This is a genomic window from Superficieibacter sp. BNK-5, assembly GCF_047456055.1.
Taxonomy (GTDB): Bacteria; Pseudomonadota; Gammaproteobacteria; order Enterobacterales; family Enterobacteriaceae; genus Superficieibacter.
In genome coordinates this window covers 3,332,485-3,356,197 of record NZ_CP179893.1, presented here as the reverse complement: position 1 = coordinate 3,356,197, position 23,713 = coordinate 3,332,485, and the positions used below count along the sequence as shown (strand labels likewise).

The 23,713-nt window shown below is 54.7% G+C and carries 21 protein-coding genes; 6 read left to right on the top strand and 15 right to left on the bottom strand.

Translation table 11 applies throughout. The features are described from left to right. Nucleotides 1-15: 15 nt before the first annotated feature. Genes ACMGGS_RS15995 through ACMGGS_RS15980 form a run of 4 tightly spaced genes read left to right on the top strand, consistent with a single transcriptional unit; the run spans nucleotide 16 to nucleotide 4,618 of the window. Entirely contained in the window at nucleotides 16-2,568 is a 2,553-nt protein-coding gene (locus ACMGGS_RS15995) for a fimbria/pilus outer membrane usher protein (RefSeq protein ID WP_414163441.1), read from the top strand. A 14-nt stretch (nucleotides 2,569-2,582) separates the two neighbouring features. Beyond that, complete coding sequence (locus ACMGGS_RS15990) at nucleotides 2,583-3,560, top strand: fimbrial protein (RefSeq protein WP_414163440.1); 978 nt, start codon at nucleotides 2,583-2,585, stop codon at nucleotides 3,558-3,560. A 15-nt stretch (nucleotides 3,561-3,575) separates the two neighbouring features. Next, entirely contained in the window at nucleotides 3,576-4,088 is a 513-nt protein-coding gene (locus tag ACMGGS_RS15985; RefSeq protein ID WP_414163439.1) for a fimbrial protein, read from the top strand. Between the two features lie 14 nt (nucleotides 4,089-4,102). Further along, on the top strand, nucleotides 4,103-4,618 hold the full coding sequence (locus ACMGGS_RS15980) for a fimbrial protein (RefSeq protein ID WP_414163438.1): 516 nt from the start codon (nucleotides 4,103-4,105) through the stop codon (nucleotides 4,616-4,618). Nucleotides 4,619-4,679: 61 nt separating this feature from the next. On the opposite strand, the gene fabF is transcribed toward ACMGGS_RS15980, so the two are convergent. From fabF to yceD, 8 genes are all read right to left on the bottom strand, one after another. Then, entirely contained in the window at nucleotides 4,680-5,921 is a 1,242-nt protein-coding gene (gene fabF, locus ACMGGS_RS15975) for a beta-ketoacyl-ACP synthase II (RefSeq protein WP_414163437.1), read from the bottom strand. Nucleotides 5,922-5,997: 76 nt separating this feature from the next. Continuing rightward, a complete protein-coding gene (acpP, locus tag ACMGGS_RS15970; protein ID WP_000103754.1) occupies nucleotides 5,998-6,234 on the bottom strand; it encodes an acyl carrier protein in 237 nt (78 codons plus the stop codon). 210 nt (nucleotides 6,235-6,444) lie between these two features. Beyond that, on the bottom strand, nucleotides 6,445-7,179 hold the full coding sequence (fabG, locus tag ACMGGS_RS15965; RefSeq protein ID WP_194205749.1) for a 3-oxoacyl-ACP reductase FabG: 735 nt from the start codon (nucleotides 7,177-7,179) through the stop codon (nucleotides 6,445-6,447). Between the two features lie 13 nt (nucleotides 7,180-7,192). Continuing rightward, nucleotides 7,193-8,122, bottom strand: coding sequence for an ACP S-malonyltransferase (gene fabD, locus ACMGGS_RS15960; protein WP_414163436.1), 930 nt, complete (start codon nucleotides 8,120-8,122; stop codon nucleotides 7,193-7,195). A 14-nt stretch (nucleotides 8,123-8,136) separates the two neighbouring features. Then, a complete protein-coding gene (locus ACMGGS_RS15955; RefSeq protein WP_414163435.1) occupies nucleotides 8,137-9,090 on the bottom strand; it encodes a beta-ketoacyl-ACP synthase III in 954 nt (317 codons plus the stop codon). A gap of 6 nt (nucleotides 9,091-9,096) precedes the next feature. After that, entirely contained in the window at nucleotides 9,097-10,131 is a 1,035-nt protein-coding gene (gene plsX, locus ACMGGS_RS15950) for a phosphate acyltransferase PlsX (protein WP_414166293.1), read from the bottom strand. Nucleotides 10,132-10,261: 130 nt separating this feature from the next. After that, the gene (gene rpmF, locus ACMGGS_RS15945) at nucleotides 10,262-10,435 is read right to left on the bottom strand and encodes a 50S ribosomal protein L32 (protein WP_049840331.1); all 174 of its coding nucleotides are present in this window, start codon (nucleotides 10,433-10,435) and stop codon (nucleotides 10,262-10,264) included. Between the two features lie 51 nt (nucleotides 10,436-10,486). Further along, nucleotides 10,487-11,008, bottom strand: coding sequence for a 23S rRNA accumulation protein YceD (yceD, locus tag ACMGGS_RS15940; protein ID WP_414163434.1), 522 nt, complete (start codon nucleotides 11,006-11,008; stop codon nucleotides 10,487-10,489). Nucleotides 11,009-11,151: 143 nt separating this feature from the next. Here yceD and ACMGGS_RS15935 point away from each other — a divergent pair, with 143 nt between their 5' ends. Continuing rightward, nucleotides 11,152-11,736 (top strand): Maf family protein, encoded by a 585-nt coding sequence (locus tag ACMGGS_RS15935; protein ID WP_414163433.1) that lies wholly within the window; start codon nucleotides 11,152-11,154, stop codon nucleotides 11,734-11,736. A gap of 341 nt (nucleotides 11,737-12,077) precedes the next feature. On the opposite strand, the gene rluC is transcribed toward ACMGGS_RS15935, so the two are convergent. Beyond that, entirely contained in the window at nucleotides 12,078-13,031 is a 954-nt protein-coding gene (gene rluC, locus ACMGGS_RS15930; protein WP_414163432.1) for a 23S rRNA pseudouridine(955/2504/2580) synthase RluC, read from the bottom strand. Between the two features lie 570 nt (nucleotides 13,032-13,601). Here rluC and rne point away from each other — a divergent pair. Then, a complete protein-coding gene (rne, locus tag ACMGGS_RS15925; protein ID WP_414163431.1) occupies nucleotides 13,602-16,964 on the top strand; it encodes a ribonuclease E in 3,363 nt (1,120 codons plus the stop codon). Between the two features lie 461 nt (nucleotides 16,965-17,425). Here rne and flgL read toward each other — a convergent pair whose 3' ends face one another. From flgL to flgG, 6 genes are all read right to left on the bottom strand, one after another. Beyond that, entirely contained in the window at nucleotides 17,426-18,379 is a 954-nt protein-coding gene (gene flgL, locus ACMGGS_RS15920; RefSeq protein WP_414163430.1) for a flagellar hook-associated protein FlgL, read from the bottom strand. Nucleotides 18,380-18,391: 12 nt separating this feature from the next. After that, nucleotides 18,392-20,038 (bottom strand): flagellar hook-associated protein FlgK, encoded by a 1,647-nt coding sequence (flgK, locus tag ACMGGS_RS15915; protein ID WP_414163429.1) that lies wholly within the window; start codon nucleotides 20,036-20,038, stop codon nucleotides 18,392-18,394. 75 nt (nucleotides 20,039-20,113) lie between these two features. After that, nucleotides 20,114-21,064 (bottom strand): flagellar assembly peptidoglycan hydrolase FlgJ, encoded by a 951-nt coding sequence (gene flgJ / locus ACMGGS_RS15910; RefSeq protein ID WP_414163428.1) that lies wholly within the window; start codon nucleotides 21,062-21,064, stop codon nucleotides 20,114-20,116. Next, nucleotides 21,064-22,158, bottom strand: coding sequence for a flagellar basal body P-ring protein FlgI (locus ACMGGS_RS15905; protein WP_414163427.1), 1,095 nt, complete (start codon nucleotides 22,156-22,158; stop codon nucleotides 21,064-21,066). Before ACMGGS_RS15905 ends, flgJ begins: the two co-directional genes overlap by 1 nt. Before the next feature lie 11 nt (nucleotides 22,159-22,169). After that, on the bottom strand, nucleotides 22,170-22,868 hold the full coding sequence (locus ACMGGS_RS15900) for a flagellar basal body L-ring protein FlgH (protein WP_176917794.1): 699 nt from the start codon (nucleotides 22,866-22,868) through the stop codon (nucleotides 22,170-22,172). Between the two features lie 55 nt (nucleotides 22,869-22,923). Then, nucleotides 22,924-23,706, bottom strand: coding sequence for a flagellar basal-body rod protein FlgG (flgG, locus tag ACMGGS_RS15895; RefSeq protein WP_176917795.1), 783 nt, complete (start codon nucleotides 23,704-23,706; stop codon nucleotides 22,924-22,926). Between the last annotated feature and the right edge of the window lie 7 nt (nucleotides 23,707-23,713).

Below are 23,713 nucleotides of genomic sequence, written 5' to 3'. Positions count from 1 at the left end.
CGTAAGGATCGCGGAATGCATACAGACGCTAAAAAAAAGACAATATTGCTCACAAAAATCGCCTGTTTCATTGCCTTGCAGTGCGCGCTTCCGGCGCTGAATCCCGCTTTTGCCCGCGAATACTTTAACCCTGCGCTGCTGGGAATTGATGGCCCAGGTAAAGAACTCACCGACCTGAGCGCATTTGAAGACGGTATAGGGCAAATGCCTGGCGTCTACCGCGTCGATGTTATCGTAAACAAAAACGCGCAGGGCACGCGCGATGTTAATTTTTCTATGCAAAAAGACGCGGCGGGCAACGAAACGTTGCAACCCTGCTTCAGCGTTGACGAACTGCGAGAATTTGGTATTCGTACAGAGCAATTCCCCCAGCTTTCTGCCGGAGGCGAGTGCGCCAGCCTCTCTGCAATTCCGATGGCGCGCGCCGAGCTGTTTTTTAGCCGCCAGCAATTAATGCTTGAAATCCCTCAGGCGGCAATGAATACCCAGGCGCGCGGTTATGTTCCCCCTGAGCGTCTGGATGAGGGCGTGAACGCCCTTTTGCTCAATTACACGTTTAACGGCGGTAATACTAAAGCCCGACATTCAGATGACCTCGACTCGGACAGCTATTACCTCAATTTACGCCCCGGCATTAACGTTGGCCCCTGGCGTTTGCGTAATTACAGCACCTGGAGCCGTAACAGCACCGACGGGCAGACGGATGAACAATGGGACTCGGTTTATACCTATGCGCAGCGTAATATTCTGGCGCTCAAAGGTCAGTTAACCCTTGGCGACAGCACCTCCCCTTCGGATATGTTTGACGGCGTTCCCTTTCGCGGCGCGCAAATAGCATCCGATGACGATATGCTGCCGGAAAGTTTGCGCGGCTATGCGCCAGTGGTACGCGGCATTGCCCGAACCAACGCCCAGGTCATCATCCGGCAGAACGGCTATATCATTTACCAGTCCTATGTCTCGGCAGGTCCGTTTGTTATCAGTGACATGTATCCGACCGGCAGCAGCGGCGATCTTGACGTCACGATTAAAGAGGCGGATGGCAGCGAGCAACATCAGCTGGTTCCTTTTGCTTCCCTGCCGGTTTTACAACGCGAAGGCCGATTGAAATACAGCCTGACCAGCGGTCAGTACCGTCCTTATGATGGCGATATTGATAAATCCTGGTTAACGCAGGGCACGGCGATTTACGGTCTGCCCGCCGGATTTACCGTGTACGGCGGCGGCCAGTTTTCCCAGCACTATCAGTCCCTGCTGGCCGGTCTCGGCAAAAACTTTGGCAGCCTGGGTGCCGTTTCCGTTGATGCGACCCAGGCCTGGTCAACGCAAAAAGAGCAGGATAAAGAAAGCGGCCAGTCTTTACGCGTGCGTTACAGCAAAAATATTATCGAGACGGGCACGAACATTTCCATTTCCGGTTACCGCTACTCGACCTCAGGTTACTACACCTTATCAGAGGTGCTGGATACCTGGCGGAATACGCTCCGGGAAGACCGCCCTGACCGACGTCGAAACCGGGCGGAAATCCTGCTTAACCAGAACCTGTGGGAAAACGGCGGTTCGATTTCACTTAACGCGATAAGCGAGGATTACTGGAACAGCGATCGTGAAATGCGCTCGATTGGCGCGGGTTATAGCAACAGCTGGAACGGCATAACCTACAGCCTTAACTATAGCTATAACCGTAATACAACCAACGGCCACGATAGCGATAAAGTTTATGATGAAGATCAGGTCTTCTCGCTGAATATCAGCGTGCCGCTTGACCGGTGGTTAAACCACAGCTGGGCGAATTACGCGTTCAATACCAGTAAACATGGCAACAGCAGCCATACCGTTGGTCTGAACGGCACGGCGCTGGAGGAGCAAAACCTTAACTGGGGCATACAGGAAAGCGAAACCGATCATGGCGAAGGCAGCGGCGGCAACGCCACGCTGGATTATCAGGGCTCCTATGCCAGGGTCAACGCGGGCTATGCATACGATCGCGACCAACATCGCGTCAATTACGGTATTGAGGGCGGTATCGTCGCTCATGCGCATGGCATAACCTTAAGTCAGGCGCTCGGCGAGACGGTGGCGCTGGTAGAAGTGCCGGGCGCTGGCGGCGTAGACATCAGCAATCAGACCGGTGTCAGGACAGACTTCCGTGGCTACACCATCGTGCCGTATATCAACCCTTATCGGGAAAACGACATTGTGCTCAATACCGAAGCGCTACCGGAAGATACGGATGTCGCTCTGGCGTCGGTCACCGTCGCCCCAACCCGCGGGGCGATTGTTCGGGCGCATTTTGATACCCGCATTGGCAAACGTGTTCTCATGACGCTCACCCGCAGCAACGGCGAAGCAGTTCCTTTTGGTGCCGTGGTTTCCTTGGATGGTGCGGACAGCAATTCGGCGATCGTCGGCGATGGCGGGCAGGTTTACCTCTCCGGCATGGCAGATCGGGGGAGCGCGGTCGCGAAGTGGGGCCGAAGTGCAAACGAACAATGTCGTATTAGCTGGAGATTGGCGGAAACTGTGCCAACAAGCGGCGTAACAGAGACACAAACACTATGTCAGTAATCAAGGATACGATCATGAAGACATTTTTAGCCGGTATCATCCTCGCTTCTGGCAGCTTGCTGGCTATAAAGCCTGCCTACGCAGATTATTTTCTGGACTTTAGCTTTCATACTATGAATTATGGCTTAGCGCCATTATCCATACCGGCCTCCGTAGGAGAGACCAGCGGCTGGACCGATAATAATTCTATACTTTTTCATACTTTCGCAAGTGATGGCCGTCAAAGTTATGTCGAGCTCTCAGTTAATGGTACGCTTCTTGGCGATGGCGTCACCTGGGCTACGAATAATCCCGGCATTGGCATTCAGTTCAGGTTTACGCCTCGTGCAGCTGGTTATACACCCGCTGAAAGTACAACGGCCCCTAATTACAGAATTAATATGGACGGTACCAGCGGCGTAAGCACCGGCTATTTCCATTTATATTACCGTATCGTGAGATTATTAGAAAAAATCCCGGCAGGAAGCCTGACGTCAGCGCCTGAAGTCACCCTGAACGCTTATAATCCAGATGGAGATGGTACAGGCATGTTCTCAGGGCTCATTCTTGCTGGAATAACCAGCCAGCCCAAAATAGATGCCTGCATTATCAATGCGCCGCAGGAAATTACCCTATCCCCCCTTTATGGCGTGGATATCGTGAATGGCGCGATGAAAGTGACCGACGCTCCGACGATTACGCTGACCAATTGTCCTGGCGCTGTTAATAAGATTACTTATAACTTCTCAGCCGTATACGGTACGCACAAAGCTGCAAATGGTGTTTTAAATACGGCTGAAGGAGAGGGTTACGCGCAGGGCGTCTATATACAAATACAAAACGCGGATGGAACGCCGCACACCGTCAATAACGCAATTGCCCTCAGCGATTATGCAGGGTCAGGAGATTATACTATTCCTGATTTTAAAGTCGCTTACTATGTTGACGATAAAAATGAAATCACCGCTGGAAACGTTAAATCGGCCATTGAGCTTAAAGTTGAATATAACTAACACTAAGGACAAAAAATGAAAATGGATAAAAAAATGGCACTCCTGGCGCTGGTTTGCGGCAGTTTATTTTCCGCAACCTGCTCTGCCGTAAATATTGATATTACCGGCACGGTTGTCGCTTCCCCTTGCGTTGTCAACAACGGCAATGAGTCTCTGGAAGTGCCTTTGGGCGATAATATTCAGGCTAATGAACTGGCTGTGGCGCAGAGCACAACCGCCTGGAAAAACTTTACGCTGGCGCTGACTAGCTGCCCGCCGGCAACGACATCCTTCAGCGTGGCGTTTGCCGGCACGGCAGATGATAACGCAAACTATTATAAAAATACCGGTACCGCAACCAACCTGAAACTGGAACTGACCAGCCAGGATGGCAGCAAAACGTTCAACAACGGGGCCGTACTGGAAAACGTCGCCATTTCGTCCTCCCATACATATGACCTGTTGCTTCGCGCTCGTGCAGTTTCGAAAGGGTTGGTCATGCCGGGTACGATCCAAAGCCAGGTACAGGCGACATTTACCTATCAGTAATACAGGAAGGCAGAATGGCGCTAAAACGACTCCCCGCCCTCCTGTGTCTGTGGGCGGCATATGGCATGAGTTCCGCACAGGCGGCCGATATTAATCTTAGCGGTACGGTAGTCGCTTCTGCTTGTACCGTGGATACCGGCACGAAAGAGCAGACGGTAACCTTTCAGCAGGCCCGCGCGGTTGACTATACCCGCGTCGGAGATAGCAGCGAATGGCAGGATTTTACGCTGACCTTATCGGCCTGCCCGGTATCAACAACCCAGGTTACGGCTTCATTTAGCGGCGATCCAGATAACGACGATGCCACAAAATTCGCCAATACGCAGGGCGATGCCACAGGCATGGCGTTGCAGATTATGACGCGAGACCATCTTACTGAAATCCAGCCTTCAGGCGAATTAGCGGTCAGGGTCGATAGCGCAAACCGCAGCGCGGAGTTTCCGCTTTCCGCCAGAATGTTCACGCCAACGGGGAGAGTAACAGCCGGTCAGTTTCAGACGGTGGTTCAGTTCTCTTTTACGTACCAGTAACCAACCCATAAAAAAAGCGAAACGCCTGGGCGCTTCGCTTTTTTACTGGCGACGATAATGACTAGATGCGCTTAAAGATCAGCGAACCGTTAGTACCGCCAAAGCCGAAGGAGTTACACAGAGCGTACTCCAGTCCGCTGACCTGACGGGCTTCGTGCGGAACGAAATCCAGGTCACAACCTTCATCCGGGTTATCCAGGTTGATGGTTGGCGGAATAGCCTGATCGCGCAGCGCAAGGATGGAGTAGATGGACTCTACTGCCCCTGCTGCACCTAACAGGTGACCGGTCATGGATTTGGTCGAGCTGACCATTACGCGACGAGCTGCGTCACCAAAGACCGTTTTCACTGCCTGAGTTTCTGCTTTGTCGCCTGCTGGTGTAGACGTACCGTGCGCATTCACGTAGCCGATTTGGCTTGCGTCGATACCCGCATCGCGGATAGCGTTCGCCATCGCCAGTGCGGCACCTTCGCCATTTTCCGGCGGCGACGTCATGTGATACGCATCGCTGCTCATGCCGAAACCGACGATTTCCGCATAAATTTTAGCGCCACGTTTTTTCGCGTGTTCATACTCTTCAATCACAATAAGGCCAGCACCGTCGCCGAGGACAAAACCGTCACGGTCTTTATCCCACGGACGGCTTGCCGCCTGCGGATTATCATTACGAGTAGACAACGCACGCGCTGCGCCAAATCCGCCCACGCCCAGCGGTGTGCTGGCTTTTTCAGCCCCACCAGCCAGCATGGCGTCAGCATCGCCATAAGCGATCATCCGCGCGGCCTGGCCGATGTTATGCACGCCAGAAGTACAGGCGGTGGCAATAGAAATGCTTGGACCACGTAGGCCGAACATGATGGTCAAATGACCCGCCACCATGTTAACAATTGTAGACGGCACGAAGAACGGGCTGATCTTACGCGGACCGCCGTTCACCAACGAGGTGTGGTTATCTTCGATAAGACCGAGACCACCAATACCAGAACCGATCGCGGCACCAATACGTGTCGCGTTCTCTTCCGTCACAACAAGGCCAGAATCCTGCATGGCCTGCCAGCCTGCAACAATTCCATATTGAATGAAGGCATCCATCTTGCGCTGTTCTTTGCGCGAGATAATGTCATCACAGTTAAAATCCTTTACTAAGCCAGCAAATTTCGTTGCATAGGCGCTAGTATCGAAATGGTCGATCAGGCTGATGCCACTCTGACCGGCAAGGAGAGCTTTCCAGGTAGACTCTACGGTATTGCCGACAGGAGACAACATGCCCAGTCCGGTCACAACTACACGACGCTTAGACACGGTTGTCCTCCAGGGAGGGAAAAAAAAAGTGCCAGATAAAACTCAGGCGGTCGAGTGACCGCCTGGAGATGTTCACTTACGCCTGGTGGCCGTTGATATAATCAATGGCAGCCTGAACGGTAGTGATCTTCTCAGCTTCTTCGTCCGGAATCTCAGTATCAAACTCTTCTTCCAGAGCCATTACCAGCTCAACGGTGTCAAGAGAATCTGCGCCCAGGTCTTCAACGAAGGAAGCATTGTTGGTCACTTCTTCCTGCTTAACGCCCAGCTGTTCGCCGATAATTTTCTTAACGCGTTCTTCGATAGTGCTCATACTCTTAAATTTCCTATCAAAACTCGCTTTCGCGATGGTTTTCGTAGTGTATAAAATGTTGAAAAATTTGCAACTAAATCCCGGCAGTTCTTACCACGATTTTACGCTATTTTGCGGGTGAACCCCTCAATAACGCAAACTATTTTGCACCTGTTTATGCTCTAAAACGTGCGGTTTGCGCGGTTCCTGAGCATTTCGGGTGCATCGTGGTTAAACCATGTACATTCCGCCGTTGACGTGCAGGGTTTCACCAGAGATGTAACCTGCTTCGTCAGACGCTAAGAATGCCACCGCGCTGGCGATCTCTTTTGCATCACCAAGGCGACCCGCCGGAACTTGCGCCAGAATACCCGCACGCTGTTCGTCAGAGAGCGCACGCGTCATGTCCGTTTCAATAAAGCCCGGAGCAACAACGTTTACAGTAATCCCGCGAGACGCCACTTCACGCGCCAGCGATTTACTGAAGCCGATCAGACCCGCTTTTGCCGCAGCATAGTTGGCCTGGCCTGCATTTCCCATGGTTCCAACGACAGAACCGATGGTGATGATACGCCCATGACGCTTTTTCATCATAGCGCGCAATACTGCTTTTGACAGACGGAAAACCGATGACAGGTTGGTTTCCAGGATGTCATTCCATTCGTCATCTTTCATGCGCATTAACAGGTTATCACGCGTGATGCCGGCATTATTCACCAGAATATCGACTTCACCAAACTCTGCGCGAATATTTCCCAGCACGGATTCGATAGATGCCGGATCGGTCACATTCAGCATCAAACCTTTACCATTGCTGCCCAGATATTCACTGATAGCCTGCGCGCCATTCTCACTGGTCGCGGTACCGATCACTTTTGCACCGCGTGCAACGAGGGTTTCCGCAATCGCGCGGCCAATGCCACGGCTTGCGCCCGTTACCAGTGCGACTTTTCCTTCAAAACTCATGGTATTCCTCTTTTTATTGTGCAATCGCCGCTGACAGTGCTTCCGGCTCGTTAAGCGCCGAGGCAGTCAGGGTGTCAACAATACGTTTGGTCAGGCCGGTCAATACCTTGCCTGGACCGACTTCATAGAGGTGCTCAACGCCCTGTGAAGCCATAAATTCTACGCTTTTCGTCCACTGGACCGGGCTGTAGAGCTGGCGTACCAGCGCATCGCGGATGGCATCCGGCGCGGTTTCGCACTTAACGTCAACGTTGTTGACGACGGGCACGGACGGCGCGTTAAAAGTGATATTCTTCAGCTCGGCCGCCAGTTTTTCTGCGGCGGGTTTCATCAGCGCACAGTGAGACGGAACGCTGACGGGCAGCGGCAGCGCACGCTTGGCTCCGGCTGCTTTACAGGCCGCACCAGCGCGCTCAACGGCGTCTTTATGCCCGGCGATAACCACCTGACCCGGCGAGTTATAGTTCACCGGAGAGACCACTTCCCCCTGCGCTGATTCTTCGCAGGCTTTAGCAATCGCCGCGTCGTCAAGGCCAATGATGGCAGACATCGCGCCGGTGCCCGCAGGTACAGCTTCCTGCATAAACTTACCGCGCAGTTCAACCAGACGTACCGCGTCGGCGAAATCAATCACGCCAGCACAGACCAGCGCCGAGTATTCACCCAGGCTATGACCTGCCATCAGCGCCGGCGTTTTACCGCCCTGCTGCTGCCACGCGCGATACAGTGCAACCGAAGCGACCAGCAGCGCAGGCTGCGTCTGCCATGTTTTATTCAGTTCTTCTGCCGGACCTTGCTGGGTCAGTGCCCACAGATCGTAGCCCAGCGCCGCAGAGGCTTCGCGGAAGGTCTCTTCAATAACCGGATGAGCAGCGGCCATGTCAGCCAGCATCCCCACGGTCTGCGAACCCTGTCCCGGAAAAACGAATGCAAATTGCGTCATATTATTATCCTTTTTTAGAAACGAACCAGCGCCGAACCCCAGGTGAAACCGCCGCCAAAGGCTTCCAGCAGCACCAGTTGTCCTGGCTTGATGCGTCCATCGCGCACGGCTTCGTCAAGCGCACAAGGCACCGAGGCCGCCGACGTGTTGCCGTGGCGGTCAAGGGTCACTACCACGTTGTCCATCGACATACCCAGCTTTTTCGCGGTGGCGCTGATAATACGCAGGTTAGCCTGATGCGGCACCAGCCAGTCCAGCTGCGAACGATCCAGATTGTTAGCTTCCAGCGTTTCATCGACGATGTGCGCCAGCTCGGTGACCGCAACCTTAAAGACCTCGTTACCGGTCATCGTCAGGTAAGTAGAATTTTCCGGATGCACGCGATCGAGGTTCGGTAGCGTCAACAGCTCACCGTAGCGGCCGTCAGCGTGAAGATGAGTGGAAATAATCCCCTGTTCTTCAGACGCGCTCAGCACCACGGCACCCGCACCGTCGCCAAAGATGATGATCGTACCGCGATCGGTGGGATCGCAGGTACGTGCCAGCACGTCAGAGCCGATCACCAGCGCGTGTTTCACCGCCCCGGATTTTACATACTGGTCAGCCACGCTCAGTGCATAGGTAAAACCTGCACAGGCTGCGCCAATATCAAAAGCCGGACAGCCTTTAATCTCCAGCATGTTCTGGATCTGGCAGGCCGCGCTCGGAAACGCATGGCTTGCCGAGGTGGTGGCAACAATAATCAGTTCGATCTGTTCGGCGTCAACGCCCGCCATCTCAAGCGCACGTTTTGCAGCTTCAAAGCCCATTGTAGCAACGGTCTCATTCGGCCCGGCGATACGGCGTTCACGAATACCTGTACGGGTGACAATCCACTCGTCAGACGTGTCGACCATTTTTTCCAGATCGGCGTTAGTTCGCACTTGTTCGGGCAGATAGCTGCCGGTACCCATAATCTTCGTATGCATGTACGCTCAGTCACTTTTTGCTAATACAGATTCCAGGCGAGCGGCAATCCGCTGGGGGACTTGTCGCTGCACCGCCTGCACTGCCTGTTCAATTGCCACGCTAAAGGCTCTCTGATTGGCAGCACCATGACTCTTAATCACCGTGCCGCGTAATCCTAACAGACAGGCACCATTATACTGGTCGGGGTTGAGGTGACTGAATCGCCTTGTCAGGCTTTTTTGTAACCAGTGTTTTAATAACCACAGCCACCACGACCTTTTTTTACCTTCACCCTGAGACTTCAGCAGCGAAAGAAACATTCTTACAACACCTTCCATGGTCTTTAATGTGACATTGCCTGTGAATCCGTCGCAGACCATAACATCGGTTTTTCCGGTCAACAGTTCATTGGCTTCAAGATAGCCAATATAGTTGATCGAGGGCACTTTTTTCAGCAGTTCGGACGCCTGACGAATATTATCGAGTCCTTTGACTTCTTCTTCACCAATATTCAGCAACGCCACGCGAGGCTGAGTGATACCGATGACCTCTTCTGCCAGCACGGCACCCATCACGGCAAACTGCGCCAGCATTTTACTGTCGCAGTCTACGTTAGCTCCCAGATCGAGCACCACCGTTTTTCCCTTCTGCTGGTGAGGAAGGATAGTCACCAGCGCCGGGCGCTCAATACCGTCGATCGGCTTGAGCAGTAATTTCGCCAGCCCCATCAGCGCACCGGTATTGCCCGCGCTGACGCAGGCTTCGGCACGACCTTCTTTCACCAGTTCCAGCGCAATGCGCATAGAACTGCCCCGGCTGTTACGCACAGCCTGAGAGGGGCGAGCATCACTGGCAATAACTGACTGCGCAGGAATAACCTGCAGACGCGAACGTTGTTCAAAGTCAGCTCTGGCAAGTAATGGCGTGATAGCGTCGGGATCGCCGACCAGGAGGAGTGTGAGTTGCGAATTAGAGTTCAGTGCCTGCAAAGCTGCAGGCACTGTCACGGAAGGGCCAAAATCGCCCCCCATGACATCTAACGCCAGGGTTAGATGAGTCAAGGTATCGTCGCTGCCCGGTTTGGTTATCCCCGTCTGCACGGGGAATTCCTCACTAAGCTTCACCACGCTTCCACTCTTCGTCTTTCACGTTACCGCAACGGCAACGCGAAAGTCGTTGAGTATCGCGTGATTACTTAGCGATGACCTTGCGGCCACGGTAGAAACCGTCGGCAGTCATGTGGTGACGCAGGTGGGATTCACCAGACGCTTTGTCTACAGACAGGCTGGTAACTGCGGTCAGAGCGTCATGAGAGCGACGCATGCCACGTTTGGAACGGGTTGGTTTATTTTGTTGTACGGCCATGGACCTTACTCCTTAATTACGGCTTCTCCCCGCGCTCGCGGGAAACACCTGTTACTTACGCTTTAAGCTGGCTAATACGGCAAATGGATTTGGTTTTTGTGCCTCTTCAGGCAGTTCGCCAAAGACCATGTCCGCGTCGGACACTTCACAGTGTTCAGAATCATGCACCGGAACTACCGGCAAGGAGAGGATAATTTCATCTTCAACCATCGCCAGCAGATCGATTTCACCGAAATCGTTAACCTCAATCGGTTCATACGCTTCCGGGAGTGCTTCAGCCTGTTCGTCGGAACGGACCGGACTGAAACAATACGTTGTGTGAACGTGACGCGTGAACGGTTTCCCGCAACGCTGACATTCGAGCGTTACCGTGACCTTTGCATCGCCGTTGATGACCGCGAGGCGCTGGCTGTCGATAGCAAACGACATCGTGCATTCTACATCACTGTCCACACTGACTACAGACGCGGCAACACGCTCTGCCTGATCGGGAGCATAAATGCCCTGGTAATCGAGGCGTTTTTGAGCCGTGCGAACCGGGTCAAGAGTCAGGGGTAATTTTACCTTTTGCATAGGGCGCGCATATTAACTTTGTAACGTCATAGAGTCAAAGAAAAAGGCAACCTCAGGATGCCTTTTGCCAATAATTCGCACACATTGCGGCCTTTAGTTTAAAATGAGGGCATCCGATACGCTATATCTGAATGAAAAAATATATGACCCGTCTTATTCTTGCCTCTACTTCACCGTGGCGGCGTATGCTCCTGGAAAAGCTTGGCCTTACCTTTGAATGTGCGGCGCCGGATACCGATGAAACGCCGATGCCCGGCGAAACGCCACGTCATCTGGTGCTGCGTCTGGCGCAGGCTAAAGCACAGTCGCTGGCCGAGCGTTTCCCTCAGCATCTTATTATTGGCTCGGATCAGGTATGCGTACTGGACGGTGAAATAGCCGGTAAACCGTTAACCGAAGAACGCGCGCGGCGGCAATTAATGCAGGCCAGTGGCAATATCGTCACTTTTTATACTGGGCTAGCGCTTTATAATTCGGCAAGCGGGCATTTACAAACTGAATGTGAGCCGTTTGATGTCCACTTTCGCCATTTGAGCGAGCAGGAAATAGGCGACTATCTGCGCAGAGAAAATCCACTGCAATGCGCGGGCAGTTTTAAAAGCGAAGGGCTGGGGATCGCCCTGTTTGAGAGACTGGAGGGGCGCGATCCCAATACGCTGGTGGGGCTGCCGCTGATTGCGCTGTGCCAAATGCTGCGTCGCGAAGAGATGAACCCGCTGTTGGGATAAGCAAATTGCGGGTGTGGAAGTGGTATCCGGCTGCGGTGCGCTATATGCCGGATGGCGGCTTTGCCTTATCCGGCCTACGAATCGCGTTATTGTCGGGCATTGTACCGTACGAATGATAGTATCGTTGGGCCTTGTACCGTGCAAATGATGGTATCGTTGAGCTTTGATCGTAGGCCCGGTAAGCGCAGCGCCACCGGGCAGGCAAGCCAAAAACACCTATGATGCCGTTGTAATGCCGGATGGTGGCCTCGTCGGGCTTTGTACCGTGCGAATGCTGGTATCGTTGAGCTTTGATCGTAGGCCCGGTAAGCGCAGCGCCACCGGGCATGACGACTGCGGCGCTACTTCGCGTTACGCAATACCTGCAAACACCGCTTCAGCTCATCATCCAGCGGCGCTTCAATACGCAACACCTCTCCCGTGGCCGGGTGGGTAAACTTCAGCGCTGCCGCGTGCAGGAACAGACGGTTAAGGCCGGTTCCCGCCAGTTGCTTGTCAAACTCACGGTCGCCGTAGCGATCGTCAAAGGCAATCGGGTGGCCCGCATGTAACGTATGCACGCGGATCTGGTGCGTGCGCCCGGTCACCGGGCTACAGCGTACCAGGGTGGCATGCTCATAACGTTCTTCCACCTTGAACCGCGTTTCGGACGGTTTACCTTCCTGATCCACTCGCACAATGCGCTCACCGCTTTGCAGAATATTTTTCAGCAGCGGAGCCTGGACAACTTTCATATGCGATTGCCACTGGCCGCGAACCAGCGCCAGATAATCCTTCTGCATACCTTTATCGCGCAGTTGCTCATGCAACGAACGCAGCGCCGAGCGCTTTTTGGCGACCAGCAGCACGCCGGAGGTATCGCGGTCCAGACGGTGCACCAGCTCAAGGAAGCGCGCTTCCGGGCGCAACGCACGCAGACCTTCAATGACGCCAAAGCTCAGACCGCTGCCGCCGTGGACTGCCGTTCCTGAAGGCTTGTTGAGCACCAGAATATGCTCGTCCTCATAGAGAATGACATCCGTCAGCGCGGCCACTTTTTGCAGGCGCGGCGAGACGGCCACTTCTTCACGTTCAGCGACGCGCACCGGAGGAATACGAATTTCGTCTCCCGCCTCCAGCTTATACTCAGGCTTGATGCGCTTCTTATTCACCCGCACCTCGCCTTTACGCAGGATGCGATAAATCATGCTCTTTGGGACCCCTTTTAACTGGGTGCGCAAAAAGTTGTCGATTCGTTGCCCCGCGTCATCAGCGGTAATGGCAATCATTTTTACGGATGGATTCTCATTTTTCATAGTCGGCGATTTTAATTAGCCATCCTCATTAGCGCCACTCATTTTTATGTGCTTATATTTAACATCATCCGATCTCATTGGGTTTACATGATGTTGTTGTGGTTGTTATTAGAACAATCTGACCCTGACGTGTAAAAACTGTGAGTAACCGGGTGATAAAAGGTAAAAGCCAGCTTGCTATAATAAGGTTAGCAATGGAATAATGATGCGGTTTTCCGTGTTGAATCTTGTTAAGACAAGGAATTTTGCGGAATTACCAGTTTTGTCTGTCCGGTCATCAACGCAGCAATGGCGTAAGACGTATTGACCTTTCAGACAGTTAGCGGGCTACGGGTTGTAGTCCTTACCGGTAAATGGATTCGTCCCTGGAGAGTTTCCCCAGGCTGTTTCCCAGTTAATTGCGCTGTGTTTCCGTATGAAAGACAGGCAACCGACACTCTGCGCCTCTATAAGCGAGCGACAACCGTGAGGTTGGCGACGTGAACAGACACGAGGCCATCGGTCATCCCCGGAAAGGCAATACTCTGCCCGTAGCTTAGTCGTCAATGTAAGAATAATGAGTAAGTTACGATGAAAAGAATGTTAATCAACGCAACTCAGCAGGAAGAGTTGCGTGTTGCCCTTGTAGATGGGCAGCGCCTGTACGACCTGGATATTGAAAGCCCGGGACACGAGCAGAAAAAAGCGAACATCTATAAAGGTAAAATCACCCGTATTGAACCCAGTCTCGAAGCCGCGTTTGTTGATTATGGCGCTGAAAGACATGGTTTCCTCCCCCTCAAAGAGATCGCTCGCGAGTATTTCCCTGCCAGCTATAACTCTCATGGCCGCCCGAACATCAAAGATGTGTTGCGCGAAGGCCAGGAAGTCATCGTTCAAATTGATAAAGAAGAGCGTGGTAATAAAGGCGCAGCGCTGACCACCTTTATCAGTCTGGCGGGTAGCTATCTGGTGCTGATGCCGAACAACCCGCGTGCAGGTGGTATTTCACGCCGCATCGAAGGTGACGACCGTACCGAATTGAAAGAAGCGCTGGCCAGTCTTGAACTGCCGGATGGCATGGGCCTCATCGTGCGCACCGCGGGCGTTGGCAAATCTGCCGAAGCGTTGCAGTGGGATCTGAGCTTCCGTCTGAAGCACTGGGAAGCGATTAAAAAAGCCGCCGACAGCCGCCCTGCCCCGTTCCTAATCCATCAGGAAAGTAACGTTATCGTTCGCGCATTCCGCGACTATCTGCGTCAGGACATCGGCGAAATCCTCATTGATAACCCGAAAGTGATGGAGATGGCGCGTCAGCATATCTCTGCGCTGGGTCGTCCGGATTTCAGCAGCAAAATTAAACTGTATACCGGTGAAATCCCGCTGTTCAGCCATTACCAGATTGAATCGCAGATCGAATCTGCCTTCCAGCGTGAAGTGCGCCTGCCGTCCGGTGGTTCCATTGTTATCGATTCCACGGAAGCGCTGACGGCCATTGATATCAACTCCGCTCGCGCTACCCGCGGCGGCGATATCGAAGAGACCGCATTCAATACTAACCTTGAAGCGGCTGATGAAATCGCTCGCCAGCTGCGTCTGCGCGACCTCGGTGGTTTGATTGTCATCGACTTTATCGATATGACCCCGGTTCGCCACCAGCGCGCGGTAGAAAACCGTCTGCGTGAAGCGGTCCGTCAGGACCGTGCGCGTATTCAGATTAGCCATATTTCTCGCTTTGGCCTGTTGGAAATGTCGCGTCAGCGTCTAAGTCCGTCTCTCGGTGAATCCAGTCATCACGTTTGTCCGCGCTGTAGCGGTACCGGCACCGTGCGTGATAACGAATCCCTTTCGCTGTCGATTCTGCGTCTGATTGAAGAAGAAGCGCTGAAAGAAAATACCCAGGAAGTGCATGCCATTGTCCCGGTGCCCATTGCCTCCTACCTGCTGAATGAAAAACGTAGCGCGGTCAATGCTATTGAAACCCGCCAGGACGGTGTGCGCTGCGTGATCGTGCCGAACGATCAGATGGAAACGCCGCATTACTCAGTACTGCGCGTGCGTAAAGGCGAAGAAACGCCGATGCTCAGCTATCTGCTGCCGAAACTGCACGAAGAAGCGATGGCACTGCCGTCTGAAGAAGAAACGCCGGAGCGTAAACGTCCGGAACAGCCTGCACTGGCAACGTTTGCCATGCCGGATATTCCTCCTGCTCCGCCAGTGCCTGAAGAGACTGTCAAAGCCACCCCGGCTGCGCAACCTGCTCCTGCCGCCAGCCAGAGCGCTGAAGGCCCGGGACTGTTCTCGCGCATTATCAGCGCATTGAAAAAAATGTTTGCCGGTGAAGAAGAGAGCAAACCTGTTGAACAACCGCCAGTGAAGGTGGAAGAAAAACAGGAGCGTCCTCAGGAACGCCGTAAGCCACGTCAGAACAACCGTCGCGACCGCAACGACCGTCGTGACAACCGTAATGAACGTAACGAGCGTAACGACGGCAGCGAAGCTCGTGAAACACGCGAAGACAACCGTCGCAACCGTCGTGAAAAACCGCAGAATGCCGAGACACGTGATGCGCGTCAGCCAGCGGTAAGCAATGAGGCTGAGAAGCCAAAAGCACGTGATGAGCAGCAGCCTCGTCGTGAGCGTAATCGCCGCCGTAATGACGATAAGCGTCAGAATCAGCAGGATGTTAGCGAGCTTAACCGCGAAGAACAGCCGGTTCAGGCAACAGAGCAGGAAGAACGCGTTCAGACCATGCCGCGCCGTAAACAGCGCCAGTTGAACCAGAAAGTGCGTTTTGAAGTTGCTCCGGAAGCGGTTAAAACGGTTGAAGAGCCGGCTACGGTCACCGCGCAGCCTTCTGCCGCTACTGAGCAGGTGCAAAACGCACCGGCTCAGCGTACTGAACTGGCGAAAATTGACCTGCCGGCAGTGGTTGAAACCACTTCAGAGCAGCAGGATGAAAATGGGGACAACCGCGATAATAACGGTATGCCACGTCGTTCACGCCGTTCACCGCGCCACCTGCGCGTGAGTGGTCAGCGTCGTCGTCGCTATCGTGATGAGCGTTATCCGACCCAGTCGCCAATGCCGTTGACCGTCGCCTGCGCGTCGCCAGAAATGGCCTCAGGTAAAGTGTGGATCCGTTATCCGGTTGCCCGCGCTCAGGAAAGCGAGATGGAGCAGCAGGATGCGTCAGCACCGATTGTTGCAGAAGTTGAACAGGCTATCGTGGCCGTTATCGAAGAAGCGCAGGCGGAAGCAGCGGTAGAGGTTGCAGAACCGCAGGCTCCGGTCGCTGAACCGCAGACGCCGGCCATTGAAACGACGCATCCGGAAGTGATTGCAGCACCGGTCGACGAGCAGCCACAGCTGATTGCCGATGCCGATGAAGCGACGGCGGAAGAAACCGCTGCGGCGGCAACGCCTGCTGAACCGGTCGTTGAAGCGCCGGTAACGGAAGAGGCACCAGTTGCACAGTCTCCTGTTGAAGCGACACCGGCAGAGGAAGAGCCTGCTGCGTCAATGGCAGAACAGCCTGCGGCTGACGCTCCGGTTGCCAAACCTGCGGTTGAGTCAGAAGTAGCGGCTGAGCCAGCGGTGGTTGCTAAACCGCCAGTTGAGGCTGTTGAACCAGCACCGGTCGCTAAACCGCCTGTTGAAGCTGTCGAGCCAACGCCGGTCGTTGAGCCAGCGGCTGAGCAGTCACAGGCTGTCGAGCCAGCCCCCGTAGCTAAACCAGCAACTGTCGCTTCCAGCGCTGAGCTGAAGAAAGCTCGCAGCCACGCAACTGCACCGATGACCCGCGCTCCTGCGCCGGAATATACGCCGGAAGCGCCACGTCAGAGTGACTGGGTACGCCCGTCGTTCGACTTTGACGGCAAAGGCTCAGCGGGTGGTCACAGCGCCACCCACCACGCTACGGCCGCACCAACGCGACCGCAGTCAGCGGAGTAAACCAAAAAGCCGACCTCAGGGTCGGCTTTTTTACGCCCGCTAACAACAGCCCAAAAGCGCCTGCCCCGTACACCGTTGCCCGGTGGCGCATTCGCTTACCGGGCCTACAATTTGCACGTAATTCATTGATAATAAAAATAACGTAGGCCGGGTAAGGCGAAGCCGCCACCCGGCAAAACAACCGCAAAACGCCTGCCCCGTACACCTTTGCCCGGTGGCGCATTCGCTTACCGGGCCTACGGTTTGCATGTAGAACGCAGCAAAATCCAGGCCTGTGCAAGCGTAGCGCCGCCAGGCATAATTTCACGATGTAACGTTTGTCAACTGACGGGCTGGGAGGTAGTGGCAACGGTGATGGGGATTATCGCGCTGACGATAGGGTGATGGCGAACTGCCCCACCATCACTGCCAGGCATATCGCACGCAAAAAAACGCTCCGGCGAACCGGAGCGAAATGGCGATTATTTATTTAGCTGAAACAGGGACATCCCCTGCATATCGCTGAAGGTTTTATACGACGCCTGGAGCGCTGCTTGCTGCATCATGTAAGACGAGATGGCCGAGTTCCAGTCCACGTCAACCAGATCGCTCATCTGCTGCGCCTGGGATACGGTACGATCATCGCCCAGCGCATCCAGCGCATCCAGTTCATTAAGCTGCGTACCGAGTTCTGCACGCACACTGAGGACGTTGTTAAGCGAGTTTTTCAGGCCACGGTTGGTCTTATCAATTGCCGCCTGTGACTGGGCCTGTGCCTCTTCATCATCCGCTACCGGTACTTTCAGGGCCGCGATAGCGCTGTCCAGCATGGAGAAAATGTTTTTCTCTGAGGCAGACCCGTCCGGCTCAGCAACGGCGTTACTGGTCAGACTGGCGAATACTTGCGTGCCGGTATGGCCGATAACCATCGAACGCGCGGCATCCACCTGCTGAGTAACGCTGGTGTTACCGCCTGTGTAGGTGCCATCCTCCTGTGAGAACGGCGCTTTATCGGTGTTATAGCCAGCAAAGATATAACGCCCGTTACCATCAGTGGAGTTGGCCAGGTTCATGATCTGGTCGCGGATCCCCTGCAAGTCCGTCGCCAGCGAGGCGCGGTCGTCATCGCTTAACGTGCCGTTTCCGGCATTGACGATTTTTTCCTGCGCGCTCTGGATCGCTTTGGTCACCTGATCCAGCGTGCTTTCTTCCAGCGAAACACGCTGAGTTGCGAAGGTACGCGCCAGACCATACTGGCTATTTTGTGCCTGCGCCTGAGAGACCACCACCGCCTGCGAGGCGGCAATCGGATCGTCTGACGGTTTGGTTACCCGTTTACCGGTGGAGATTTGCTCACCATACTTCAGCCATTCGGTCTGCGAGCTGGAGATGCCGCGCATATTTTGCTCGTACATCATTTGGGTGCTAACACGCATTGTTCAGGTCCCTTAGCGCATATTGAGAAGCGCGTCGAATAGCGTCGAGGCGGTCTGCATCACCTGCGCGTTCGCCAGATAATACTGCTGGTAACGTTGCAGGTTGCCATACTCTTCATCGAGGTTAACCCCGGAAATGGACTGTTGCTGATTGCTCAGTTGAGTCACCACGTTAGTCTGGGTGGTGCTGCTGGTTTTAAGCGTTGAGGTTTTGTTACCGATATCGCTCACCAGCGTGGCATAGGCATCGTTAAAGGTTTTGCTGCCGCCGACCTTTTTCGCACTCTGTAAATCCAGCAGCGCCTGACCGTTACGGTTATCGCTTTCACCGCTTTCACTATCGTCCAGGCCCATGGCGATTTTGGCCGGATCTTTAATCGCGGTGCTCATATTAACGATGGCGTCGCTCACCGGCTTCACCGTAAAACTGTCATCTTTTGCGGCTGTACCGCTGACGGTCACTTTCAGGCCATCAAAGCTGAGCGAGTTATCGCTTTTATCCAGCGTCGGGGTGAAAGTGGTATTATCAGCAAGACGCGTCACCTGCCAGTTACTGCCGTCATAGGTCACTTTATAGTCGGTCGCCTGCACGCTGGTGCTGTCGCTAATCGTCGCGCTAAGCGCTGCGGTACCGGTATTACGGCTGTTACTGACCACCGCCGGTTTACCGATGTTAAAGAAATCGCCGCCCGCATCGCCGTTAGCATCAATGCCCTGCGCATGCTGCTGATTAAAGGCATCCGCAAACGTCAGCGCCATCTGGTTGAGCGTATTACGCGTCTGGTCCAGATCCTGCGAGCGGAACGTCAGCATGCCGCCGAGCGAACCGCTGGTCAGCAGCTTCTCGGGGATTTCAATTTTTCCGGCCGTTGGGTCAACATACGCCACCGTGGTGCGTGACGGGTCGGCACTGGATGGTACGGCTGCCAGTTGACGCGCTGTGGAACCCTGCGCTAGCGTATAGCCGTTCGCCATTGTCACGTTATAGGTGCCGCTGTCCTGCACGCTCACTTCGACGCCAACCACTTTATTCAGTTCGGACACCAGTTGGTCGCGCTGATCCAACAAATCATTAGGCGATGCGCCCGCGCCAACGCCGGTCAGACGCGAAATCTGATCGTTAAGATTGGCGATCTGCTTACTGTAGTTGTTGATCTGCTCAACGCTGGAGCCGACCGCGATATTGACCTGCTTATCCTGGTCACGCAGATACTGATCGGTCACTTTGAACTGATTCACCAGCCCGTCGGCTTTGCCGATAACGGCCTGACGCGCAGAAGGATCTTCCGCGTTGCTGACCAGGGTTTGCATCGAGGAGAAGAAATCTTGCAGCGTCGTTGAAAGTGTATTGGTGCTGCTGGAGAGCATGTCATCGATTTTCGACATCTGCTCATAACGCGTGGTCAGCCCGGCGCTCTGATTTTGCGCAGAGCGCAACTGGTTGGTAATGAAGGCATCATATTCGCGTTGCACACCGGTGACAGTAGCCCCGTTACCGATCCAGCCGCCCGCACCCAGAGTGCTGTTCGCCTGGGCAAATACCGTCGTCTGACGGGTATAGCCCGCAACGTTATAGCTGGAAATGTTATTACTGACGGTATTGAGCGCGGTTTGCGCTGCGCTAAGCCCGCTCATGGCGCTGTTAATCAAACTGGACATGGAGGTTCCTTTTACACTTTCAGACATGAGTCCCGCTAACAGTTATCGGCAGGACTCCGTTGAACTTGAGACGTTTCAGAACAGATTTTCGAGATCGTTACCGTAAGCCTTGCTGACTTTGTCACTCATGGCCTTCATTTGTTGGATCATCCCGGTCAACTTGCGGGCATAGGCCGGGTCGGTGGCATAACCGGCATTCTGCAATGCCTGCGCGCCCTGCTCTGCACTGGAGGCGGTGGTCACCGCCGCATAGCGTGGATTGCGGGTCAGCAGCCCGACATAGTCAGAAAGCGCTTCCAGATAAGAGCTATAGACGCGGAATTTGGCCTTGACCTTTTTGGCTTCGCCATTTTCAAATTCGGTGGTGGTGATTTCGGTCACCGGTCCTTTCCAGCTGGAGGTGGCCTTCACGCCAAACAGATTAAAACTGGGTTCGCCGTTTTCACGTTTAATCTGCCGCTGTCCCCAGCCGGATTCCAGCGCCGCCTGCGCCAGAATCAGATGATGAGGAATGCCGCTCTGCTCGCTTGCCAGCCGCGCCGGAAGAGAAAGCTGGGCCAGAAAATCTTTACTGTCGCCGGAGAGCGCCTTGTCGTTGGTTTCCGGTACTTTCGGCAGCGCTTTACGCACCATCTGCGTCAGCGTCTGATTCTGATAACTGGTCACCGTTTCAAGGTCGAAGCGCATCGGCGTCTGCGCGGTTTGCTCTGACGGCTGGGATTGACCCGCCGCCATTTGTTTGACCATCATCTCAGCCAGCCCCAGACCTTTGCCGGCGGTCATCTGCTGAGCGATTTGCTGGTCGTACATGCTGGTGTAAAGCCGCGTTTGATCGCTGCCGAAAAGCCCGTCCTTCGGCAATGCCTCACGCATGCTTTTCAGCATCATCTGGACAAACATCCCTTCGACCTGACGCGCCACCGGCTTCAGATTCGCCTGCGGATCCTGACCGGTTTTGTTTTTCAGTTCGTTCAGCGACTGCGCATCCCAGGCGGCGCTGGAGAGAAGTTTGCTATCGCTCAGCATCAGATGATTTCCACTTTAGCCCGCAGGCAACCGGCGCTTTGCATTGACTGCAAAATTGACATCAGCTCCATCGGCGTTGCGCCCAGCGCATTGAGTCCGCGTACCACGCTGTTCAGGTTGGCACTGGCGTTGACGCTTTGCAGCGATCCGCCGCTCTGGCGCAGATCGATTTGGGTTTGCGGCGTGACCACCGTCTGACCGCCGCCAAACGGCGTATCCGGCTGGCTGACATTGGCCTGGCGGTTAACCGTGACCGACAGATTGCCCTGTGCGACGGCGCAGCTATCCAGCGTCACTTCACGGTTCATAACTACCGATCCGGTACGGGAGTTGATGATCACTTTCGCATCCTGCGGCGTCACGTTGACGTTCATATTTTGAATGTCGGCCAGTGCACGCACCTGAGAGCTGTTGCTCGCCGGGACCCGCACCTGCACGGTTCGCGCGTCCAGCGCGGTGGCACCGTAGCCGCCATTGCGGTTAATGGTATCCGCCACCTGCTGCGCGAGGGTGAAGTCTTCTTCATTGAGCTGAAGGTTAATGGTATTGCCGGAGCCGAACTGGGTGGGAATTTCGCGCTCGATCACCGCACCGCCGGTGATACGTCCGCCGTTGAGCTGGTTAACCTGCACGCTGCTACCGCCAGCGGACGCGCCCGCACCGCCGACCAGAATATTGCCCTGCGCCAGCGCGTAAACCTGATTATCGACCCCTTTCATCGGGGTCATCAGCAGCGTACCGCCGCGCAGGCTTTTGGCATTACCCATTGAGGAGACAACAATATCAATCGCCTGCCCCTGACGGCCAAACGGCGGGTATTTCGCCGTCACCATCACCGCCGCCACGTTTTTAAGCTGCATGTTGGTGCCCGCCGGCACGGTAATGCCCATCTGCGAGAGCATGTTGTTCAGGCTTTGGGTGGTAAACGGCGTTTGCGTGGTCTGATCCCCCGTGCCGTCAAGCCCCACCACCAGCCCGTAGCCGATCAGCGAGTTATCGCGCACGCCCTGCACGCTGGTCAGGTCGCGAATACGTTCGGCCTGCGTCACGCCTGCCATCAGGATCAGGGCAATACCCATCAGGGATTTAAACATAACCACCTCGCTTACATCGGCGATAAATTAAGGAAGAAGCGCTGGAGCCAGCCCATATTTTGCGCTTCGTTGATATAGCCGTTGCCGACATATTCAATACGCGCATCCGCCACCTGCGTTGAGGCAACGGTGTTGCTGCCGCTGATGGTGCGCGGGTTGACCACCCCGGAGAAGCGGATGAACTCAGTGCCCTGGTTAATGGCGATCTGTTTTTCACCCACTACATGTAAGTTGCCGTTGACCAGCACCTGATCTACCGTCACCGTCAGCGTACCGCTAAAGGTATTGCTGGCATTGGCCCCGCCTTTGCCGTTGAAGGTATTGCCGCCGGAGGTATCAACATCCGCACGGGCATTACCAAACAGCCCTTGCAGGTAACGCGGCGTGGTATCAAAGCCAAAATTGGTTTTGCCATCGCGGCTGGCGTTCGCCGACGAGCTTTTGCTGGCGCTGACGTTTTCCTGAAGCACGATAGTCAGCGTATCGCCAACGTTACGCGGGCGACGATCTTCGAAAAGCGGCTGATAGCCATAGTTCACCGGCTGCGCCGACTGAAAAATAGAGCCGTTGGCCACCGGCAACGGTCCGGGAACGGGCTGTGCTGACGTTGCGCCCTGCACCAGCGGCGTTGACGGGATCAGGGCACAGCCGGTAACGGACATTGCCAGCACAGCCAGAAGTGAATAACGGTACGCCGCGTATTTTTGCATTGCTTTCATCTTTAAAATCAGAGCGCCGATGTGACAGGGTCACACCGGCTGCCTCTTAGAGTTGCGTCAGTTTTTGCAGCATCTGGTCGGTCGTCGACACGGCCTTACTGTTGATTTCATAGGCGCGCTGAACCTGGATCATGCTGACCAGCTCTTCCGCCACGTTGACGTTCGAGGTCTCAACATAGCCCTGGTACAGCAACCCCGCGCCATTCAGGCCCGGCGTGCTTTCATTCGGCGTACCGGAGGATTGCGTTTCGGCATACAGGTTCTCACCCAGGCTTTCCAGGCCGCTGTCGTTCATGAAGGTGGTCAGGTTAAGCTGCCCCACCTGCACCGGGGCAGCCTGTCCCTGCTGGGTGACGCTCACCACACCATCACGCCCGATGGTAATGCTCAGGGTATTGGCCGGAATCGTGATCGCGGGCTGTACCTGAAAACCGCCCGCTGTTACCAGTTGGCCGTTCTGATCGACCTGAAACGAGCCGTCGCGGGTGTAAGCCGAGGTACCGTCCGGCAGCATCACCTGGAAGAAGCCCTGGCCTTTAATGGCGACATCTTTACTGTTGTCGGTCTGCGACAGGTTACCCTGGCTATGCAGACGTTCGGTGGCGACCGGACGCACGCCAGTGCCGATCTGTAAACCTGACGGCAGCGTGGTTTGCTCAGAGGACTGCGCACCCGGTTGGCGAATGGTCTGGTACAGCAAATCTTCGAAAACCGCACGCTGGCGCTTAAAGCCGTTGGTGCTGACGTTCGCCAGGTTGTTGGCGATGACGTCCATATTGGTTTGCTGCGCGTCGAGGCCAGTTTTCGCGATCCATAAAGAACTGTTCATAGATATC

Excerpts from the sequence above, each read along its gene's own strand:
- fabG (WP_194205749.1), bottom strand. The coding sequence starts at position 7,179 with ATGAGTTTTGAAGGAAAAGTCGCACTGGTAACGGGCGCAAGCCGTGGC.
- flgG (WP_176917795.1), bottom strand. The coding sequence starts at position 23,706 with ATGAACAGTTCTTTATGGATCGCGAAAACTGGCCTCGACGCGCAGCAA.
- fabD (WP_414163436.1), bottom strand. The coding sequence starts at position 8,122 with ATGACGCAATTTGCATTCGTTTTTCCGGGACAGGGTTCGCAGACCGTG.
- ACMGGS_RS15955 (WP_414163435.1), bottom strand. The coding sequence starts at position 9,090 with ATGCATACGAAGATTATGGGTACCGGCAGCTATCTGCCCGAACAAGTG.
- flgL (WP_414163430.1), bottom strand. The coding sequence starts at position 18,379 with ATGCGTGTTAGCACCCAAATGATGTACGAGCAAAATATGCGCGGCATC.
- ACMGGS_RS15985 (WP_414163439.1), top strand. The coding sequence starts at position 3,576 with ATGAAAATGGATAAAAAAATGGCACTCCTGGCGCTGGTTTGCGGCAGT.
- rpmF (WP_049840331.1), bottom strand. The coding sequence starts at position 10,435 with ATGGCCGTACAACAAAATAAACCAACCCGTTCCAAACGTGGCATGCGT.
- ACMGGS_RS15900 (WP_176917794.1), bottom strand. The coding sequence starts at position 22,868 with ATGCAAAAATACGCGGCGTACCGTTATTCACTTCTGGCTGTGCTGGCA.
- ACMGGS_RS15980 (WP_414163438.1), top strand. The coding sequence starts at position 4,103 with ATGGCGCTAAAACGACTCCCCGCCCTCCTGTGTCTGTGGGCGGCATAT.
- yceD (WP_414163434.1), bottom strand. The coding sequence starts at position 11,008 with ATGCAAAAGGTAAAATTACCCCTGACTCTTGACCCGGTTCGCACGGCT.
- flgK (WP_414163429.1), bottom strand. The coding sequence starts at position 20,038 with ATGTCCAGTTTGATTAACAGCGCCATGAGCGGGCTTAGCGCAGCGCAA.
- ACMGGS_RS15935 (WP_414163433.1), top strand. The coding sequence starts at position 11,152 with ATGACCCGTCTTATTCTTGCCTCTACTTCACCGTGGCGGCGTATGCTC.
- flgJ (WP_414163428.1), bottom strand. The coding sequence starts at position 21,064 with ATGCTGAGCGATAGCAAACTTCTCTCCAGCGCCGCCTGGGATGCGCAG.
- acpP (WP_000103754.1), bottom strand. The coding sequence starts at position 6,234 with ATGAGCACTATCGAAGAACGCGTTAAGAAAATTATCGGCGAACAGCTG.
- rluC (WP_414163432.1), bottom strand. The coding sequence starts at position 13,031 with ATGAAAAATGAGAATCCATCCGTAAAAATGATTGCCATTACCGCTGAT.
- ACMGGS_RS15905 (WP_414163427.1), bottom strand. The coding sequence starts at position 22,158 with ATGTTTAAATCCCTGATGGGTATTGCCCTGATCCTGATGGCAGGCGTG.
- ACMGGS_RS15990 (WP_414163440.1), top strand. The coding sequence starts at position 2,583 with ATGAAGACATTTTTAGCCGGTATCATCCTCGCTTCTGGCAGCTTGCTG.
- ACMGGS_RS15995 (WP_414163441.1), top strand. The coding sequence starts at position 16 with ATGCATACAGACGCTAAAAAAAAGACAATATTGCTCACAAAAATCGCC.
- rne (WP_414163431.1), top strand. The coding sequence starts at position 13,602 with ATGAAAAGAATGTTAATCAACGCAACTCAGCAGGAAGAGTTGCGTGTT.